The organism is Arthrobacter sp. 05L421 (assembly GCF_056397785.1).
The window spans coordinates 178,987-196,022 of sequence record NZ_JBFTOC010000003.1; the positions used below are offsets into that span (position 1 = coordinate 178,987).

The following is a 17,036-nucleotide window of genomic DNA, read 5'->3' on the forward strand; positions in this document are numbered from 1 at the left end:
ACCGGCTTACCGGAGGGCACACGGTCGCTCTCAGAGTGACCACGTCGGCAGGTCCCGGACAGTCTAGGAGGAGCCCGTGTCCCACCCGATCGATGTCGGATCAGTACTCGGTGGCCGTTACAAGGTCACTGCCACCGTACTGACCTCACATGACCAGGATCTGGTGCTGGACGGTGTGGACCAGGTGCTGAACCGTCCCGTGAGCATCCTCGTCGCCGGCCCGGGCAACGCCGATCAGGTGGCCCAGAGTGCCCGCGAAGTGGCCACGGGCGAACGTCCCGGCAGCGTGCAGATCCTTGACCTTGGCGTCAGCGATTCCACCACGTACCTGATCACCAACCACACCTCGGCGGCGGATCTCCTGGATCTTGTGGTGTCATCCAACCCGCCGTACGTCGAACCCTTCTTCACGGACACCCTGGGCAGCGAAATCTTTGGGCAGGCCCGCTCCCACGAGCCCGAAACCTACGACGGGCTCTACGACGACGAGGAAGTCGACGCTGGGTACATCGACTACGGGCAGACCCAGGCTGCAGCCGGACAACCGCCGGTTTCCCCCGCGGGGCCCTCCGCCGGAGTACCGTCCCGCCCCGCGTCGGCTCCCACCGCCGCGGCTGGCATGGCGGCCGGAGCGGCAGCAGCTGCCGCCAGGGCCCAAAAGGCCCCCACCACCGCACCGCAGGAGACCGCGGGACACACGACGGCGCCGCAGCCCGTCCAGGGCGGCCAGGCGTCCCGCCAGGCCCAGCCGGCAGCGCAGCAGCCGGCAACCGCCGCGGCACCTAAAGTTTCCCTGTGGTCCGACGGCGACTACACCGGCGACGACCAGCGTGGCCTCGAGCACCACGGCGGCGCAGCAGCAGCCGCAGGAGTGGCCGGAGCCGGCTTCGACACCGCGGATCGGGCTCCAGGCAACTTCCCCGCCTCGGCACGTGCCGCCGTCGATGAGGATGTGGACGAGTACGAGTACGAAGACGAAGACGAGCCCAACCGGGAGCCGCGCTCCATGCGCTGGCTGGTGGGCGGCCTCTTGGCTGTCGTGCTGGTGGTAGGCCTCATCTTCGCGGTCAGCAACCTTGGCAGCCTCTTCAAGAGCGGCCCTCAGACCACCGCCGCCTCCTCCGCGCAGTCCAGCGCACCGGAACAGACCACCGCACAGCCGACGTCGACCGCCAGCCAGGCACCGGTCGCCGGACCGCCCGTCATCGAGGGCGTGACGCGACTCGGCAACTTCGATTTCGCCGGAAATTACGATTCCGACCTCGTCAAGACCTTTGACGGGAACGGCGCGAGCTTCTGGTCCGATATGGAATTCGCCACGGAAGACTGGGGCGGACTGGCTTCCGAGGTCCCGCTCGTCGTCAAACTGAAAGACCCCTCCAAGGTCTCCTCCGTCACCCTGAGCCAACTCGGCGCCTCCGGCGGCAGCATCAGTGTCTTCACCAATGACAGCCCGTCCCTGGACGGCGCGAAACAGATTGGCAGCAACAGCTTCACGTCTCCGGACCTGACCATGCCGTTGGCCGAACCGGTGACGGCGCAATACGTGATCGTGTCCATCAAGACGCTTCCCAAGCTCGCCGCTCCCAAGACCCGTTACGGGTACGGCCTCCGCCTGGCCGAGATCAAGGTTCAGTAGTAGACCAGTTCCGTAGTAGACCAGTTCCGTAGCGGCCCTCTGTAGCGACCCTGTTCGGTGGCGGGCTGTACAGTCGCGGCCCTGTGCGGTCGCCGTCCTGTAACCGGGGCCCTGTCCGGCCCCGGCAAACCGGTACCCTGAGTAGTGGTGTCGCTCCGTGACGCCCATTTCGGCCGGAATATTCAATGCCCGGCAATAGTTGTGCCATGTGGCCGGCCATAGAGGCGGGCGCATCGACAAAGGAAGAGGTTCACCGTTCAGTGAGCAACGCAGAAAACACTGCCTCCGAAGTACGTGATGTCATCATCGTCGGCTCCGGCCCGGCAGGCTACACCGCAGCGGTGTACACGGCGCGCGCGAACCTGAAGCCGCTGCTCCTGGCAGGCTCGGTAACGGCCGGCGGTGAACTGATGAACACCACTGATGTGGAGAACTACCCGGGGTTCCCGGACGGCATCATGGGCCCGGATCTCATGGAGAACTTCGAGAAGCAGGCCGAACGCTTCGGCACGGAGATCCAGTTCGAGGACGTCACCGAACTGGACCTCGACGGCGACGTCAAGACCGTCACCATCGGCACGGGGGAGACCTTCAAGGCCCGCTCCATCATTCTCTCCACCGGCTCGGCTTACCGTGAGCTCGGACTGCCGAACGAGAAGCGGCTTTCAGGCCACGGTGTCAGCTGGTGTGCAACCTGCGACGGTTTCTTCTTCAAGGATCAGGACATCGCGGTAATCGGTGGCGGCGACTCCGCCATGGAAGAGGCCCTGTTCCTCACCAAGTTCGCCAGGACCGTCACCGTTGTGCACCGCCGCGACACCCTCCGTGCTTCAAAGATCATGGCTGACCGCGCCTTGGCCCACGAGAAGATCAGCTTCGTGTGGAACACCGGCGTGGAGGACGTCCTGGGTCAGGACAAAGTCACCGGATTGCGGTTGAAAAATCTCCTGGATGGCGCGGAAACCGAGCTGGCGGTAACCGGAGTGTTCGTTGCAATCGGCAATGATCCCCGTACCGATCTGGTCAAGGGCAAGCTCGAACTGACCACGGAGGGAACCATCGCGGTCGACGGCCGCACGTCCAAGACCAGCATCCAGGGTGTTTTCGCCGCCGGTGATGTGATCGATCCGACGTACCGCCAGGCGATCACCGCTTCCGGATCCGGTTGTGTGGCGGCCCTCGACGTCGAGCACTATCTCGCAGATTTCCACGCCTAAGCAGCGTGCAGCAGCAACCAACGGAAGAGAGACAAAGGCAATGAGCAACGCAAAAGATGTAACTGACGCCAGCTTCAGCACTGACGTACTGGCCTCCGAGAAGCCGGTCATCGTCGATTTCTGGGCCGAATGGTGCGGGCCGTGCCGCAAGCTGGGGCCGATTCTCGACGAGATCTCGGTCGAGTACAGCGAGAAGGTTGATGTGGTCAAGGTGAACGTTGACGACAACCCGGCCATCGCAGCCGAGTACGGCATCACCTCCATCCCGGCCGTTTACCTGTTCCAGGGCGGCGAGGTCAAGAGCACCGTTATCGGCGCCCGGCCCAAGCAGTTCTTTGAGAAGGAATTCGCAGACGTGCTGTCCTAGGCTGACTGAAAATGGCCCCCGCCTTTGGTGGGGGCCATTTTTTGTTCTGATCCTCGATCACTGAGAGGCGCTGGAATGCCCGGATCGAGAGGGAATCCCTTCCGAATTGAGAGCACAAATTTCCAAGGTTGCCTGACGATGTAATTTTCTGCCCGCTCGCCGTTCGCGCCGAAACTTTGTTGGCCGGCCGCAGTTGGGATGCTGACGTGCGGCATCGGGCGCGGGGTAGCGCTGCAATTGGGCAGTTTGGCCCGGACTTGGATCGCCGGTTTTCGTGGTCGCCATCAAACTCGCGTTTCACGTGAAACATGCTGACCGGGGACTCGCTTTTGCTTGTGCCGACGAGGGCGTTTTCACGAAACGTAAAATGTTGGGACAAACGCAGGCGCGGCCCTGGTTTGGCCTTACCCACAGCCACAGCCACAGCTGCACGGCCCCCTGGTGAGGGAGGACGTACAAAGCCTGGACGGTTTCACGTGAAACATCGAATCCAGACGCGAGATTCTAGTGAACGGGATTCGGCGGAGGAGATGGCGCAAAGGCCGAACAGATTCGAGATCAGGGCGGAGGCTGTCGAGATTCTCGACGGCTGCTGTACTCATCATCAATGACTTACGACTGCATACGGTCAGATGTTGTTGGCTGGATCGCGCCCTATGCGGCCACAAGGCGACACTCGTGGCGGCGTCCCCACATTACGACGCCACCAAAATGCGCGGTTCATTATGGGAAGCCGAGCCAAATTGGGTACGTGGGCGAAAATCGGGGCCAAACACCTAACGCACCTCGAACTCCGGACCGACCAGTCAGGTCCTGGGCTTCATCCAGGCTCACCGGTGATGTCTTGCTCGCTGCCGCCTGCCACCAGCCACGAGGGCGGCTCGGGAAATCCTAGAACCGATGTTTCACGTGAAACGTCCGTCTGACGCCTCATTCGGGATTTGGCCAAGCAAGGGGCGCCGCTGTTTCACGTGAAACATACTGGTGCTTCCCGCGCGAAGATCAGGAGAGCTGCCACGATGTTTCACGTGAAACCGAGATCCGCGAAGAGAACTCCCGCGGCCAGCATGCTGAACTGACAGTTGACTCTTAGATAGTCGCTCGTACGCCTATCCCAACATCTTGTTCAGTAGGCAGATGAGAGAAGGAGCGTCACTTTCGTCCCTGTTGGACTTCGAGCCGTATTCTCTAGCCGCCAAGAGAGAGGCCTACTTGGGGGTGCAGCTACTGTCCTGCAGAACTCCTCAAAGATAAATGGGCGAAGCCGCACGTTTCATGTCGTTCATTTCCGGCGGAACCGCTCGATTATCTGCGGGCTCAATTCCCTCCATTTCCTATTTCTGTTCCTCGCGTACGATCACCGCGATCAGTGCCAGCTGCAGCACCTGGTTTCACGTGAAACATGGCCACGTATTCGAATCAGTCTAAGGGGACGCAGTCGCCGGAGACCTGGATTGTAGGGTCCTGGTGGGGGAGGAATGCCACATTTCCAGGGCCCGCCGGCCGCCCAATGACTAGGCAGCCGGGATATCCGTTGGGCAGGTGTGAACTCTCGGCTTGGCCGGGCCGATTCCCTGCCTTCAGGCGAATAGCTGATTCATCTCACCCTACGGCAGTGCACATGAAAGGGTCTGGGTGCCTACCACCATAGATTGCCAGGGCAGCGAAGCGCAGCCGGCCGCGCGGTCAGCCGCCATTCGACTGAACCAGGACCTGCGGAAAGAACCACGAGGGGACCCCCGCGCGTACTGGTATCTCGCAAATGGTGCGTGATTCGACGACCAGTCCGGACACCGACGGTCGAATCCTGGAGTGAGTCGGCGGTAGGCACCGGCGAAAAGCCTCCTAGTCAGTCCCCGCCGGTTCAGTCCACGGGCGGTGCCTAGCAGGCACTCCACGACAGCTCGGATGCGGAGGGCGGAGCTCCTTTCCCACCGACTGTTTGCCCGCCGCACAGACCTCGGGCGAAGACGGGCCTCGCCGGCTAGGTCCGCAACCGCTTCAACGGCGGCTGAACCGGCAGCGGACCTGACTAACCCTTCAGTTCTTTCAGTCCCGTGTCCCCGTCAGTGACTTATGCGTCCCGGGATCGTTCGGCAACGGCCAGGTTCAGAGTCCGGCCCGTTTGTTGCCGGCTCATCGACTCTCATCTCGATTCAGACTCCGGCCCATTCGCCGCCAGCTCCTCGACTCTCTTGACGGTTCATACCTCGGCCCGTTCGTCGCACCTCGTCTGTCGACTCTGCTCAGGTCTGCTGAACCGGACAGCCAACATCCGGTCATGTTCGGCCTCGAGCTCGCCCTCAGGCGCAATGGCAACGCTCCACCTACCCGCGCCCCAGCCAGCCATTCTTCCTTGCCTGCTGAAGAGCGGACCGCCTAGATGGCGGTTCTGAGCCACGTCGAGCACCCGCGGTTCTTCGTTCTTTGGATAGGAGGCGTGCACATTCTCCTCAACCCCGGGTTCGATTCAGGGCGTCGCTTTTCGAACCGCGGTCGGTGCTGCGGCACCTCGGACGTCCTCATCCCTGCCGCTTCTCGCGGAACCACCGGCTGCAGTCAGTGCGGGTTCCCTCGGAAGGAGATCCTTGATCGCTCCGTGTTCATGAGCAATTCCAGACTGCCCTGGGACATACCCCGGAGGACAAGCAGTCAAGAAATGTGCCCTCACTGCAGCTGTTCGATTAGCCAAATTGAGGTCAACAACAGACGCCATACCCGCACGTCCTGCACCTCCAGGAGCCGGCAGGAACCATCGCGTCAAAGATATCCACTACGTTCTCGACAGAAGTTATTCACATGGTTATCCACAGGCCATGAGAGATTATTCACACCCCCGCACTGGCGTCCCGCGAACGTCGTCGCGCCCTCCGGCGATAACCAATTGACCGGCTGCCTGCAGTGCATTGGTCCTGCCGCGTAGAACGAATCAGAGCACCGTCGATCCGGAGACAAAAAGAGTCTTGAAGACCGAAAAATTAACCCTAGGACGGCGATTTGGTACGTCCCCACTAACGCTTTCGACCCCGTCCCTGCAACGGACGATCATGTTTCACGTGAAACGGAACACGGCCGCCCATAGGACCATCGAGGCGGACTACACGACAATGGCCCGTGTCCCACTCAGCCCGATCCACCGGGATTGAGTCCGAAACTAATCCACAAAGTTATCCACAGCGATATCCACCGCGATATCCACCGCTCTATCCACCGGGGTCGGCGGAAGAGCAGGGACAGTGGATGACTCCGAGAGCACCTTATGGCACCGTTCAGCAGTCACAACTCAGCCCCTTGGAGCGCAGTTTGCAAGTGCCCGGCCCGTTGACCATAGCGACTTCACCTTGGACAACGAGACCATTCATCACTCGATCCACCTGCCAGCCGAAGCAGCGCCGGCACCTCGTGCCCGAAGTTTCGAGGCACTAGCGGAGCGGAGTTGCTCCCCTTCTGGGCTCTCGGCTTCGGTAATCCGTCTCGTGGCCAAGTCTCATAGTGACCGGACCGCCGTCGCATGGGTGTACCGCTGCACCGGAGCACCGCTGACCGGCGTCAACACACACTCGGGGACCGTATCACCGAGGGGGACGCCGGGTGCAGTGAAGCTGGCTCGTCTACGCGCCTCGAATACAGCGACTTCGTGTCCACGCAAGGACCGTTAGCCGGCTTATTGTCTATGCATGATCACCGGCCATCTTCATTGCCGGCCAGTCCGGTCGTCCATGTCGCGATGGTGCCGGGCGTGGCCGGCGGAACGAAGGCCGGTGGTTGAGCTCCTTCCGGCGCGGTGAAGCCACGAAGCCTCCGGACTGCTGGAGCCAGCGCGGACCAACAGTCGTCGTCCCGAGTATCGAACGTGAGGACCGTCCATGACGCGGATGGCCATTCGCCCGTGACACCTGGGGATTGCAGTCCCCACCGAGGTTCCGGCGCCGGCAGTGAGCCGGTCCTCCGGTGGCACCAGGTCGCGACGTGCGCGTCTGACTGGGTTTAGGATAGGTTACGCCCAGACCACCGCTTACAGTACGAGCGCGCACGGTCAGTGGAACCTCGTCCGTGTGGACGTGATGAGGACGCCGGGTACTTCCCTCCCTGGCAGCTAACGAGGACCCCAGCGCATCAGACCATGCCGGCTTGGCTGATTCCGCTCCAGGCGCCGCCGATCCGCAATACGAATCGACGCAGCACGGATGCGATCTCCACACACGATTTCCTCGGCATCGTGCTGCGAACCCCATGCACCCTTCCTGCAGTTGGAAGGGCCTCCAAGGTTTCCCTAAAGCGGGGAGTGGCTGAATCAACTTCGCGCTGAACCCTCCCGGAGTCCAGCGGAGGCTGACAGGCAGGGCACAGTTGGCGAACTCGGTGGGGGAGCCACGCAGCGAACCGGCCGCTGCACCGCGTGTTGCCGTGCCGCATTTCGCCAGTCACTCCCAATCGTGTCCTGTGATCGTGTCCCGTGTTTGCGGGCTGTGCTGCGTTGCGGGCTATCCTGCGTTGCCGACGTGCTGACGCGCCGAGGATCCGCGATGCCGAGTTGCCAGCGTGCTGCCGTGCCGAGATGCGGGAGAAATCTGACCTAAATAACCTGACAACAGACTCGAACCGCATCTGGCGTCGGAGATGAAATGACATGTGGCACCTTGATGAATTCGGTACGGTCAGCGGGCCGTCGGGGGAGGTGGAAGGATGGGAACTGCGTACTGCCGGACGGCCTTGTCCGGCTTCCCGTGGGGAAGCGCCGCCGCATCACTACGAGGATTGGGTACTAGTACGGGGTCGGCGCAACATCAATATCCGTATCGAGTCCACATTGCAGCCCCCAGACCGACAGCGATGCCCATGACTACCGGCCAAGGCGGCGGCCCCACGCATCGTGGCAGCGTCTCCCAGTCCTCGGATAGGAGACCGTTGGCGGACCACCGAGTGTGTCGAGGACAGATGCCAGGGCACATAGCCGGGGCACCCACGTCCAGGGAGTTTGTGGCACCATCACCGCCAGGTCAGAATCATGGCATTCGAATCTCCGCAGTTGCCTTCCGGAGAGCGCTTCAACGACTAACAACTGGATGCAGAGGGTGCCGGCACTCTGGCAACGCTCCGCGCTGGACGGAAACCCCCTCCACATCACGTTTCCGCCACACCGGTGCTCTGCGGCTGGGCCCATTTGGCATTCATTCGATCAGTCGGGGGAGTCCCAGCTGGCGCAATCGGGGCGTCCGCCAGCGTCCCTAATGGCGCCACGGGATGCCACTTGGATGCCGCGACTGCAGATGGATCCTGGTCCTGCGGGAGGGTTGCCGCCGCCGAAAGTTTGAGCTCCTACCGAGGGCTTACGGCGATCCCCAGAGCCTCATGCATCGTGCGCTGTTTCTGCCTACTTCTGGTTGCGGGAATTGAGCGGTCTGATCGAACCGGGACCAGTCGACGGACCGGGCATGGGCAGGTGCCACTACACCGAGCTGGGCATTTCCCCCTGGGAGGCGAAACCCTTTCCGACGGAGCCCGTGGTGATCTGAAAGATCATCTGCAATCGGTCGACCGCCTGGCTGCAGTGCTCCGCCTGTTCGCAGCTGAATTGCCAGGCAAAAACTCCAGGGCCATTGCCAGTAGGAGTGCCAGGCCTGGCGGAAACCAGCGACGCCGGCCGTCGACGGCTGGGACGAAGGACCGGCACCCGTCGAGCGCATTCGCCACCATCAACAACTTCTTGTCCCTCGGCGTCCCGGATAGATGAGTGTCCTGGCTTCAACCGGCCGGTTCTGTTTCACGTGAAACAGTAGCCTGGCCGATCCTGTTTCACGTGAAACATGGATGGGGGACACCGGAGTAGGCGCTCTATGGACACAGGGATGGGACCATGATGACTGCTTCGCTGAGAAGCGATAGTGATGGCGCGGACTCTGCAGCGCGCCTCCCGCCCGCACGTGCACCGCGAGGTGACGCCATAAGCCGGAGCGACCAGAACCCGGGGTCTCCCCTCGTTGGGCTACCAGGCGGTCCGCCACGTCAACAGCGACGATTCCGCCCCACGAAGTGATGCCCCAATATGCCGGCAGCCACGGCGGACGAACGAGAGCGGGAACCCGTCCCTCAGAAGTCCCCGGGATCCGCGGTACTGAGGTTAACAAGAAAGGAGGGCCTGTTTCACGTGAAACAGACCCTCCTCGAATACTCAGTGATTGGCGACCTAGCTGGGCGCCCCGGGTGTCAGGACGTCCATGATGCGATTCAGGTCCTCGACGCTGGCGAACTCAATACTCACACGACCCTTACGGGCTCCGAGCGAGATCTTGACGTTGGTATCAAGGCGGTCAGACAGCGACGACGCCAGGTAGTCCAGCCGTTCGTGGCGGGCCCCCGGGCGTGGGATGTTGTTCTTGGCCGGCGAGGCGGGGCTCTGGTACAGGGTGACGGCCTCTTCGGTTGCCCGGACCGACATGCCCTCCGCCACAATCTTCTGCGCCAGCCGCTCCATGGCCGCGGCGTCCGGAAGTGCAAGCAAAGCGCGGGCGTGACCTGCGGAGATGACGCTTGCGGCAACCCGCCGCTGGACCAACGGGGGAAGCTTCAGCAGCCGCAGGGTGTTGGACACCTGGGGCCTAGAACGGCCGATCCGGTCCGCCAGCTGCTCGTGGGTAGTTCCGAAATCCTCAAGGAGCTGCTGGTACGCCGCGGCTTCTTCGAGCGGATTCAACTGGCTGCGGTGCAGGTTCTCCAGCAGCGCATCGCGAAGAAGGTCGTCATCGGTGGTGTCACGGACAATTGCGGGGATTGTTTCCAGGCCCGCGGCCTGTACTGCACGCCACCGTCGCTCGCCCATGACGAGCTCGTACGGTTCGCCACCCTCTTCGGTTGAGGTACGGACCACAATTGGCTGGAGGACACCGATTTCCCGCACGGAGTGCACCAGCTCCGCCATGTCATCCTCATCGAAGACCGAGCGGGGCTGTTTGCGGTTGGGGTGGATATCAGTGACTGGAATTTCGGCAAACCTGACACCGGGCACTTCTATGAGTTCAACAGATGGCTCATCACGGGGCTCCGACGTGGACTCGAACGCCAACTGCTCGCCGGCGTCGGCCGCGGACTGCTTGGCAGCAGTCGGCGACGACTTCGGGACAGCCGTCTTCCGAACGGGTGTCTTCTTGGACCCCGCACCGGCCGCGCCGCCAGCTACTTCGGCGTCGGCAGCAGAGCCGCCGGCTTCAGCGGCGTCAACAGTGACATCAGAAGGATCGGCCTTGACGGGCGCGGACCCCGGCGACTTGGACTGCTCGGCATTGATGCCCGGGAGCGCCTCGGCATCGGAAGTCTTTTTTCGGGCTTCGGGAAAGAAGAGGTCCACGGGCCGGGAAGGGGCAGCACCGTTTCCGGAGGCAGCCGCGGCGGAACTTGGAATGAGTGCGCCAAGTCCACGGCCGAGGCCGCGTCGCTTATCGCTCATGGATAAATCCCTCCAGTGGAAGAGCCGGGATTCACCTGGCTCTGGTTAGTGCAATTCTTGAAAAGATTCTAACGTTCCGCGATTTCCGCTGCGGCTTCCAGATAAGACAGGGCGCCGCTTGAAGAAGGATCATACGTCATGACGGTTTGCTGGTAGCTCGGTGCTTCGGAAATACGCACCGACCTCGGCACCACCGCACCGAGCACCTGCTTCGGGAAGTGCTCCCGGACCTCGGCTGCCACCTGGGCGGCGAGGTTGGTGCGGCCGTCATACATGGTCAACAGAATCGTGGAAACAACCAGATCGGCGTTCAGGTGCTTCTGGATCATCTCGATGTTCTTCAGGAGCTGGCTGAGGCCTTCGAGGGCGTAATACTCGCACTGGATCGGAATGAGGACTTCGCCGGCCGCGCAGAAAGCATTGACCGTCAGCAGCCCGAGACTCGGCGGGCAGTCAATGAAGATGTAGTCCAGTCGCTCTTCGCCATTCTTGGCGCGCTCCTTGGAGTACACATCGATAGCGCGGCGCAGCCGCTGCTCGCGGGCCACCAGGCTGACAAGTTCGATTTCGGCGCCGGCAAGGTGGATGGTGGCGGGCGCACAAATCAGGTTGTCGATGTCGGGGCACGGGGCCACGACATCCTTCAGCGGGACATCGTTGATCAGGACGTCGTAAATACTGTCGACGTCGGCGTGGTGCTCGATTCCCAGGGCTGTGGAGGCGTTGCCCTGCGGATCGATGTCGATCACAAGTACATTCAGACCAGCGGCCGCCAGCGCGGCGGCGATGTTGACGGTCGTCGTCGTCTTGCCGACGCCGCCCTTCTGGTTAGAGACAGTGAAGACGCGGGTCTTTTCCGGTTTGGGCAGTTGCCGGCCAAACAACCGCTCACGGCGCTTGTTTTCATGCGCGAGTTCCCGCGCGATAGGGCTGGAATCGTCAATGGAGTCCAGCACGTTCCCGGAATGTGGAAGAGAGGTTTCACGTGAAACACCGGCCATTCCGGTTGCTTTTACAACCGAAGCCGTGTGATTTCCGGAGAAGTCAAAAGCTACTGCAGGAGCCGTAAACGCCCGTGCGGACCCCAGGGACACAAACGGCGGGATCCGTTGTGTGGAGGCTTCGCTACTGCTCACTATGACACGCTCACTCTCATTCGGCTTTTACTGCCGGTTACTAGCCTAACCTCTTCCCCTCGGACTCCCCGGGCACCGGGGCCGGTGCTAGGTAATCTTTTGAGGCTTGTTCACTACGATTCGCACAACGGTGGTGGGTTCCTCAAGCAGGTCCTCACCCACCACCACCACGGACGTCTTAGTGCCGCCCAGTTTGCGGATAATCTTGGCGGCTTTTTCAATTTCCTCGCCGGCGCTCCGTCCCTTGATGGCAACGACTTCACCCTTGCCAGCCAGGAGCGGAATGGTCAGTCCGGCGAGGTTGGCCAGCGCGGATACTGCACGGGCCGTCACGACGTCGGCGTTCACGAGACCCACGGCGAGTTCCGCCCGGGTGCGCATGATCGTGACGTTCTCGAGGCCAAGGTCATCCACCACCTCCTGGAGCCAGATGACGCGGCGCTCCAGCGGTTCGATCAGGGTCAGTTCCAGGTCCGGCCGGGCGATGGCCAGGCACAGGCCGGGCAGGCCGGCACCGCTGCCGACGTCGGCGACGTGGCTTCCGTGGGCAATCTGGCTCTCGATGACGGCGCAGTTAAGCACGTGCCGGCTCCACAGCCGGGGTACTTCGCGGGGGCCGATCAGGCCCCGTTCTGTCCCGGACGTCGCCAGGTGCTCTACGTAGCGGGTGGCCAGGTCCAGGCGGTCACCAAAGATGGACTCTGCTGCTTTGAGTTCGGCGGCGGTAATTTCAACCATCAAGCTAGTCAACGGTTCAGTCTGCGGAGACAACGATGTGCCGGTCGGCGCCTTCGCCTTCGGACTCGCTGACGAGTCCCAAATCTGCGACGGCGTCGTGCACGATCTTGCGCTCGTAGGCGCTCATCGGGGCCAAGGCTACGGCCTCGCCGGAGTCCTTAACCGCGGCGACGGCGTCTTCAGCGATCTTTTGCAGGTCGCCGGCACGCTCCGCACGGTACCCGTTGATATCCAGGACCAGACGCGACCGGTTTTCCGTCGCGGAGAGCACAGCGAGCCGCGTCAGTTCCTGGAGCGCCTCGAGAACTTCGCCCTCACGGCCCACCAGGCTGTCCAGCCCAGCCGATTCCTCGTCGGCAACGATCGAGATATACGTGCGACCGTTGCGGACCTCGATGTCGATGTCGCCATCGATGTCCGCGATGTCCAGCAGCTCCTCAAGGTAGTCCGCAGCGACGTCGCCTTCTTCTTCCAGGCGGCTTGCGGAAACACTCTTGCCGATGCCGTTCTCCGCACCCTGGGCTGCGTCCTCAGGCGAGTCCTGAACCGTGTCCTGGTCGTCGTCAAACTCGGCGGAAATAGCGTTCTCGGTGCTCTCGGCAGACATTACTTCCTCTTCCTGTTCTTACGCTGCGGCTGGACGCGCTGGGTCTTGGCCTCCACGGCGGCGGCTGCGGCCGAAGCCTCGGCCGTCGCGGCTTCGTGCTTCTTGCCGCCCAGAAGGGGCAGGGCCGGCAGGCCCTTGGCGGCCCGGCGCTCGGCAAGAGCCTTGGCGGCAGGCGATCCCGGGGTAGGCATGCGGCGGATCACGAAGAACTGCTGTCCCATGGTCCAGAGGTTGGTGGTGGTCCAGTAGATCAGGACGCCAATGGGGAAGTTGATGCCGCCCACGCCGAAGACCACCGGCAGGATGTAAAGCATCATTTTCTGCTGGCGCATGAACGGGCTAGCCAGGGCCTCTTCGGACATGTTCTTGGCCATGATCTGCTTCTGCGTGATGAACTGCGAGGCTGTCATGGCGAGGATCATCACGATGGACAGGATCCACACCGACATTTGGTTGCCGCCGCCACCGTGCAGCAGCGATGCCGACAGAGGGGCGCCGAAAATGGTGGACTCGTCGAACTGCTTGACCTGTTCCGGGCTCATGGCACCAATGCCCTGGCCGCCCGCCTTCGCCGAACTGATGCCGGAGAGCACCTGGAAAAGCGCAAAGAAGAAGGGCATCTGGATCAGCATCGGCAGGCAGGCCGAGAACGGGTTGGTGCCGTGCTTCTTGTACAGCGCCATCTGTTCCTGCGCCATGGCCTGGCGGGACAGCTGGTCGGTCTTGCCCTTGTACTTGTCCTGCATCTTCTTCAGGTCCGGCTGCAGCAGCTGCATGCCGCGCTGGGCCTTGATCTGCTTGACAAAGACGGGAATCAGGGCCGCGCGGATGACCAGCACGAGCCCGATGATGGACAGGGTCCAAGTCCAGCCGCTGGCCGCCGGCATGCCGATGGCGCTGAGTCCGTCATGGAAGCCCACCATGATGGCTGAGACCAGCCACTTGAACGGGGCCAAAAGTGTTCCAAAGATGTCCATACGATTCCCTATTCGTCAGGCCGCAGAGCGGCCTTCTCCATCAGTCTGAGCAGCCAGGTACTGGTCCGGATTGTTCAGCACAACAATTGTGGGGGTGCGGCCGGCCGGCCATTCCCGGTGCCCGGCGGGGACATGGTCCACACCGCCGGCATTCCAGGGGTGGCAGCGCGAAAGGCGCTTGGCAGCCAGCCAGCTTCCCTTCACAGCACCGTGTACCGTGATCGCCTCAAGGGCATAGGCCGAACAGCTGGGGAAAAATCGGCACACTTGGCCGTACAGCGGCGAGACCACCTTGCGGTAGGCCATCAGCAGCAGGATGAGGATGTTACGGGGCAGGTTCCAGACGGCGGTCGCCAACCGGCTCAGCACCGATCCGGGCGCCGCAATGAACAGGCGGGGGACGACGGCGGCAGTTGAGTTACGCACGCGGGGTCCCTTCCTGTGTTGTCTCGTTAGAACCTGATGAAGCAGCCTTCAGAAGGTGGCTGCCCAGCCGCTTCATGGTCGTTTCCAAAGCGGCGTCATAGTCGGCCAGCAGCTGGTCCCAGCTGGCTCCCGACGCGGCGGGCAGTGCCCGGACCACGATGGCGAACCCGCTGCCGTATTTCTGCAACGACAATGCACCGGCTTCTCTCAGTCTCCTCTTAACGAGATTCCTGACAACAGCGTTCCCAACACTCTTGGAAACGATGAATCCGATCCGGCTTGGTTCATCGGCAGCGAGAGCTACCGCATATAACACTACGTTCCGGCGTCCATTGCGGACACCGGAACGTACAGTTGTTGAAAAATCGGTTGAAGTCCGCAGACGGTTCCTGGTGGCTAGCACCGTTCAACTCGCACAGGGATATGGACCGACGAGTCAGTTATTTAGGCCGACAGTTCGGTGCGGCCCTTGCCACGACGGGCTGCCAGGATGGCACGGCCGGCACGGGTACGCATACGAAGGCGGAAGCCGTGCTTCTTGGCTCGACGGCGGTTATTCGGCTGAAAAGTCCGCTTGCTCACGTTAGTTACTCCAGTGGATCAAAGGTGCGCCCACCCGATCAAGGGGAAGAACTGGCCGACGCTAAGTTTTGGTATGTGCCACTTCCCTCGTAACTCGCACGACGCGGGGCGTCAGGCGAGATTCAGATGAGGCGAAAAGCGTACACATGGGACTTCACAACGTTAGGGCTTGCCGCCCTCCCGAGTCAAACCGGGGGTCGCTCCGAAAGCTATCCCCAGCTGTGGCTAACTGCTTTCGCAGCCTGTGGATGAAGTGCGTCACCCGCCCCTTTTGAGAACCACAACGGTGTAATTATCCACAGGACTGAACCCAGCTATCTTCTAGCCTTTTCATCCCCTACAGTGGCTCAGTAACCCCTTATCCACGGACTGTGCATAACCCTGTGGATTGAGCCGGGCCGGTGTACCGCTCCGGACCGCGTGGATGCACGTAATGCAGGCCAGCAAGTTTGAGGAACTGATTGATGACAGTAGACGAAGCCAACCAAGCCAACACTGTCGGAAGTTCCTGGCGGCGGGTTGTGAGCCTTCTGGAGAACGACCACCGTGTCTCTCCCCGGCAGCGCGGCTTCGTGATCCTGGCCCAGGCCCAGGGCCTGATCGGCTCCACCCTTCTGGTGGCCGTCCCCAACGAGCTCACCCGCGAAGTGCTGCAGACCCAGGTCAAGGAAGCCCTCGACGACGCCCTCCGCAGCGTGTTTTCCGACGAGATCCGCTGCGCGATCGACGTCGACACCGATCTGGTGCCCCTGCACACAGAACCCGAACCCGACGTCGAACTTTCCCTGGCCGCCGACCCGACCGTGGAGTTGAAGCCGCAGCCGATGCTGCCGAGCACCTCGCACGAATTCGGCCGACTCAACCCGAAGTACGTCTTCGACACCTTCGTGATCGGTTCTTCCAACCGGTTCGCCCATGCAGCCGCCGTGGCTGTGGCCGAGGCACCGGCGAAGGCCTACAACCCGCTGTTCATTTACGGCGACTCCGGACTAGGCAAGACCCACCTGCTTCACGCGATCGGCCACTACGCGCGCCGGCTCTACAGCGGGATCCGGGTCCGCTACGTCAATTCCGAGGAATTCACCAACGACTTCATCAACTCCATCCGAGACGACGAAGGCACCAGCTTCAAGACCACGTACCGCAACGTGGACGTGCTGCTGATCGACGACATCCAGTTCCTGGCCGGCAAGGACCGGACGCTGGAGGAGTTCTTCCACACGTTCAACGCCCTGCACAACAACAACAAGCAGGTGGTCATCACCTCGGACCAGCCGCCGAAGCTGCTCGCCGGCTTCGAAGACCGCATGAAGTCGCGCTTCGAGTGGGGCCTGCTGACCGACATCCAGCCGCCCGAGCTGGAGACCCGCATCGCGATCCTGCGCAAGAAGGCCCTCAGCGAGGGCCTCTCCGCCCCGGATGATGCCCTCGAATACATCGCCTCGAAGATTTCCAGCAACATCCGCGAGCTTGAGGGTGCCCTCATCCGCGTTACAGCGTTCGCCAGCCTGAACCGGCAGCCGGTGGATGTGGCCCTGGCCGAGATGGTGCTCAAGGACCTCATCACCGACGACGGCGCCCAGGAAATCACCTCGGCCCAGATCCTCACGCAGACGGCCGACTACTTCAAGCTCAGCATGGAAGAACTCTGCAGCAAGTCGCGCACCCGCACGCTGGTGACCGCACGGCAAATCGCAATGTACCTGTGCCGGGAGCTCACGGACATGTCCCTGCCCAAGATCGGTCAGGAGCTGGGCGGCCGCGACCACACCACCGTGATCCACGCCGACCGCAAGATCCGCGAACTCATGGCCGAGCGCCGGGTCATCTACAACCAGGTGACCGAGCTGACCAACCGGATCAAGCAGCAGCAGCGTAATTCCTGAGCCGTCCGCCGGCGCAC

The 17,036-nt window shown here is 62.2% G+C and carries 12 protein-coding genes; 4 read left to right on the top strand and 8 right to left on the bottom strand.

Annotation, left to right across the window (positions count from 1 at the left end):
• The first annotated feature begins 76 nt into the window (after positions 1–76).
• From AC1DKQ_RS05750 to trxA, 3 genes are all read left to right on the top strand, one after another.
• Positions 77–1,639 (top strand): ABC transporter substrate-binding protein, encoded by a 1,563-nt coding sequence (locus AC1DKQ_RS05750; protein ID WP_476918438.1) that lies wholly within the window; start codon positions 77–79, stop codon positions 1,637–1,639.
• Between the two features lie 260 nt (positions 1,640–1,899).
• Complete coding sequence (gene trxB / locus AC1DKQ_RS05755) at positions 1,900–2,856, top strand: thioredoxin-disulfide reductase (RefSeq protein ID WP_476918439.1); 957 nt, start codon at positions 1,900–1,902, stop codon at positions 2,854–2,856.
• A 40-nt stretch (positions 2,857–2,896) separates the two neighbouring features.
• Positions 2,897–3,223, top strand: coding sequence for a thioredoxin (gene trxA, locus AC1DKQ_RS05760; RefSeq protein ID WP_018775302.1), 327 nt, complete (start codon positions 2,897–2,899; stop codon positions 3,221–3,223).
• 6,187 nt (positions 3,224–9,410) lie between these two features.
• Here the strand turns inward: trxA and AC1DKQ_RS05765 are convergent.
• The 8 genes from AC1DKQ_RS05765 to rpmH all read right to left on the bottom strand — a co-directional run bounded on the left by AC1DKQ_RS05765 (position 9,411) and on the right by rpmH (position 15,133).
• Entirely contained in the window at positions 9,411–10,667 is a 1,257-nt protein-coding gene (locus AC1DKQ_RS05765) for a ParB/RepB/Spo0J family partition protein (protein ID WP_476883073.1), read from the bottom strand.
• Positions 10,668–10,735: 68 nt separating this feature from the next.
• Positions 10,736–11,803 (bottom strand): ParA family protein, encoded by a 1,068-nt coding sequence (locus AC1DKQ_RS05770; RefSeq protein ID WP_476883074.1) that lies wholly within the window; start codon positions 11,801–11,803, stop codon positions 10,736–10,738.
• A gap of 87 nt (positions 11,804–11,890) precedes the next feature.
• Complete coding sequence (rsmG, locus tag AC1DKQ_RS05775) at positions 11,891–12,541, bottom strand: 16S rRNA (guanine(527)-N(7))-methyltransferase RsmG (protein ID WP_476883075.1); 651 nt, start codon at positions 12,539–12,541, stop codon at positions 11,891–11,893.
• Between the two features lie 16 nt (positions 12,542–12,557).
• Positions 12,558–13,148, bottom strand: a complete 591-nt coding sequence (locus tag AC1DKQ_RS05780) for a Jag family protein (protein WP_476883076.1) — start codon at positions 13,146–13,148, stop codon at positions 12,558–12,560.
• Complete coding sequence (yidC, locus tag AC1DKQ_RS05785) at positions 13,148–14,125, bottom strand: membrane protein insertase YidC (RefSeq protein ID WP_476883077.1); 978 nt, start codon at positions 14,123–14,125, stop codon at positions 13,148–13,150. Before yidC ends, AC1DKQ_RS05780 begins: the two co-directional genes overlap by 1 nt.
• Positions 14,126–14,140: 15 nt before the next feature.
• The gene (gene yidD / locus AC1DKQ_RS05790; RefSeq protein WP_476883078.1) at positions 14,141–14,551 is read right to left on the bottom strand and encodes a membrane protein insertion efficiency factor YidD; all 411 of its coding nucleotides are present in this window, start codon (positions 14,549–14,551) and stop codon (positions 14,141–14,143) included.
• Entirely contained in the window at positions 14,544–14,954 is a 411-nt protein-coding gene (gene rnpA / locus AC1DKQ_RS05795) for a ribonuclease P protein component (protein WP_476883079.1), read from the bottom strand. Before rnpA ends, yidD begins: the two co-directional genes overlap by 8 nt.
• 41 nt (positions 14,955–14,995) lie before the next feature.
• Positions 14,996–15,133 carry a 50S ribosomal protein L34 gene (rpmH, locus tag AC1DKQ_RS05800; RefSeq protein ID WP_003800212.1) on the bottom strand — a complete coding sequence of 46 codons (138 nt, stop codon included), beginning with the start codon at positions 15,131–15,133 and terminating at the stop codon, positions 14,996–14,998.
• 464 nt (positions 15,134–15,597) lie between these two features.
• On the opposite strand from rpmH, the gene dnaA reads away from it, so the two are divergent.
• Positions 15,598–17,019 carry a chromosomal replication initiator protein DnaA gene (dnaA, locus tag AC1DKQ_RS05805; protein ID WP_277524928.1) on the top strand — a complete coding sequence of 474 codons (1,422 nt, stop codon included), beginning with the start codon at positions 15,598–15,600 and terminating at the stop codon, positions 17,017–17,019.
• Positions 17,020–17,036 lie beyond the last annotated feature (17 nt).